Origin of the sequence: Streptomyces sp. XM83C (genome assembly GCF_023072675.1) — a bacterium.
Lineage (GTDB): Bacteria > Actinomycetota > Actinomycetes > Streptomycetales > Streptomycetaceae > Streptomyces > Streptomyces thermocoprophilus.
Map to the genome: position 1 here is coordinate 1 of NZ_JALLGL010000476.1, position 3,074 is coordinate 3,074.

2 protein-coding genes and 1 pseudogene are annotated in these 3,074 nt (G+C 77.2%); all 3 read right to left on the minus strand.

The genetic code is table 11. From position 1 onward, the window contains the following. A partial coding sequence (locus tag MTQ10_RS29410) for a dihydrodipicolinate synthase family protein (RefSeq protein ID WP_247473455.1) occupies positions 1 to 950 on the minus strand: 950 nt, incomplete at its 3' end. Continuing rightward, positions 947 to 2,353, minus strand: coding sequence for an FAD/NAD(P)-dependent oxidoreductase (locus MTQ10_RS29415; protein ID WP_247473457.1), 1,407 nt, complete (start codon positions 2,351 to 2,353; stop codon positions 947 to 949). The genes MTQ10_RS29410 and MTQ10_RS29415, both read right to left, overlap by 4 nt. 161 nt (positions 2,354 to 2,514) lie before the next feature. Further along, positions 2,515 to 2,817 (minus strand): annotated as a pseudogene (locus tag MTQ10_RS29420) ((2Fe-2S)-binding protein); the annotation flags it as partial. Between the last annotated feature and the right edge of the window lie 257 nt (positions 2,818 to 3,074).

The following is a 3,074-nucleotide window of genomic DNA, read 5'->3' on the forward strand; positions in this document are numbered from 1 at the left end:
GCCCGCAGTGGCTCCCCCAGCCCCTCGGCGAGCACCTTCTCGGTGGCGGCCCGTACGGCCGCCGCCTCCGCCTCTCCGAGCGGGGCGCGGGGTGGCCTGGTGGGGCCGCCGGGGAGTCCGGCGAGGTCCATGGACATCTTGATGGCCTGTACGAACTCGGTGCGGGAGTCCCACCGCAGCAGCGGGTGCAGTGCCCGGTACAGCGGCAGCGCCAGCTCCAGGTCCCGTGTGACGGCCGCCCGGTACAGCTCCACGCACGCGTGCGGCAGCGCGTTGGGGTAGCCGGCGATCCAGCCGACGGCTCCGGCGAGCGCGAGTTCGAGGAGGACGTCGTCGGCGCCGATGAGGAGGTCGAGGCCGGGGGCGAGTTCGGCGATCTCGTAGGCGCGGCGGACGTCGCCGCTGAACTCCTTGACGGCGACGATGTGTCCGTCGCCGTGCAGCCGGGCGAGCAGGGCGGGTGTGAGATCGACTTTCGTGTCGTACGGGTTGTTGTAGGCGACGACGGGCAGGCCGGCCCGGGCGACCTCGGCGTAGTGGGCGCGTACCGCCTGCTCGTCGGCGCGGTAGGCGTTGGGCGGCAGCAGCAGGACGGAGCGGCATCCGGCCTCGGCGGCGTGTTCGGCCCAGCGGCGGGCCTCGGCGCTGCCGTACGCGGACACGCCGGGCATGACGCGGGCGCCGTCGCCGGCGGCTTCGACGGCGACGCGGACGACGCGGGCGCGTTCGTCGTCGGTGAGGGTCTGGTACTCGCCGAGGGAGCCGTTGGGTACGACGCCGTCGCAGCCGGCGTCGACGAGGCGGGTGACGTGGGCGGCGTAGGCGTCGTAGTCGATGCCCAGGTCGGCGCGGAGGGGGAGGGCGGTGGCGACCATGACGCCGTGCCAGGGGCGGGCGCGGCCGTCGGTTCCGGGGCCGGTGGGTGCGCTGGTGGTGCCGGGGTGGGTCATGCTTCCGACTCCTCATCTGGGCGGGGCAGTTCGGCGAGGTGGCGCAGGGGTACGGGGCAGGACAGGGGCCGTCGTTCGACGGCGGGTGCGCCTTCGGTGAGCAGGGCGACGGCCTGGGCGCACATTCGGCCCTGGCACCAGCCCATGCCGGCGCGGGTGAGCAGTTTGGCGGTACGGGTGTCGTGGGCGCCGTACTCGGTGACGGCCTGCCGGACGCGGCCGGCGGTGACCTCCTCGCAGCGGCACACCTCGGTGGTGTCGTCGAGCCAGGCGGCCCAGCCGGGGCCGGGCCGGTGGGCGGCGGCCATGGTGTCGGCGAAGTCCCGCAGCCGGGCCCGGCGGCGGATGAGGGCGCTGCGGCGGTGCGGGTCGGCGGGGACGCCGTGCAGGGCGCGGGCGACGGCGTCGGCGGCGATCTCGCCCTCGGTGACGGCGAGGTCGGCGCCGCCGATGCCGCAGGACTCCCCGGCGGCCCAGATGCCGGGCACGGTGGTGGCCTGGTCGGTGTCGACGACGACGGCGTGGGTGTCGTCGGCGGTGCGGCGGGTGGCGCAGCCGAGGCCCACGGCGAGTTCGAGCTGCGGGACGAGGCCGTGGCCGACGGCGAGCGCGTCGCAGGGGATGCGCCGGCCGGTGCCGGGCACGGGCAGCCAGGCGGGGTCGAGGCGGCTGACGGTGACCGCTTCGACCCGGTCGGTGCCGTGGGCGGCGGTGACGGCGTGCCGGGTGAGCAGCCGGGTGGTGCGGCGCAGCAGGGCGGCGCCGTGGCGGGCGCCTTCGGCGAGTTTGCCGGGGGTGTGCAGCAGGACCGGCAGGGAGCGGGCGTAGCTGCGGTAGTCGGCGGCTTCGACGACGGCGGGGACGCGTGCGCCGGCGGCGCCGAGGGACGCGGCGACGGCGAGCAGCAGCGGCCCGCTGCCGGCGACGACGACGCGCCGGCCGGGCAGTACGAGCCCGGACTTCAGCATGGCCTGCGCCCCTCCGGCGCCGACGACTCCGGGCAGGGTCCAGCCGGGGAAGGGCAGTTGGCGTTCGTGTGCGCCGGTGGCGAGCAGGACGGCGCGTGCGTGGACGGTGGCGGGCGTGTCGCGGGGGCCGGCGACGGCGTGCAGAAGCCATCCGTCGTGCGCTCGGGCGACGGTCCACACGTGGTGGCGGGGAAGCCAGGTCGTGCCGTCCGTCTCCAACTGCCGCAGCCGCCGGGCGAAGTGCCGTCGGCCGTGGTGCGGGGCCTGCGGCCGGGCGGCGTGCAGGCCGGGCGCCGGGTGCCGGTGGAACTGGCCGCCGGGCCGCTCCCCGGCGTCCAGCAGGGTCACGGTCAGGCCGAGTCCGGCGGCCCGTACGGCGGCGGCGAGCCCGGCGGGACCGGCGCCCACCACGGCGAGATCGACGGGTGCGCTCATACGCGGCGTGCCTCCTGTCCGCCTGGGGCGTCGGGGTGGCCCGGGTGCTCTTCGGCGGTGTGGGCTCTCGCGGCCGTGTCGGCGCTCTCGGCCGTGTCGGCTTTCTGGGCCTGCCCGTCCCCGCACGCGCCGGCTCCGCCGGCCCCCGTCCCCTCCGCGAGCCCGGCGTGCCCGGTCCCGGCCTGTGTGGTGACGACGTCACCGTCCTGTACGGCGACGAGGCAGGCGCGCTGGTTGGGGCGGCCGTTGACGGTGGCAAGGCAGTCGTGGCAGACGCCGATGCCGCAGAACGCACCGCGCGGCGCCCCGCTGTGCCGGGTGGTGCGCCAGGACAGGATTCCGGCGGCCCAGAGGGCGGCGGCCAGGGTCTGGCCGGGCAGGGCGGTGAGGGTGCGGCCGTCGAAGGTGAAGGTGTACGGCGTCGCGGGCGCGGCGCGGACCAGGCGGAGCGGGCTGCTGCTCATGGGCGGGCTCCCGGGGAGGGTGAGGGGCGGTCGGTGCCGGGACTGTCGGGGCGGTGGCCGGTGCCGCCGCCGGGGCGGTCGGGGTCGGCGGTGCGGTCGCTCTCGGCCGTATCGAAGCGGCCGGCCGGGCCCGAACGGCCGCCCGGACCCGCACGCTCAGCCGAACCCGAACCCGAACCCGAACCCGGACGGCCGGCCGGCCGGACCTGCACGCCCGGCCGAGCCGGAACCCTCAGCCGGACCGCCCCCTCCCGCCG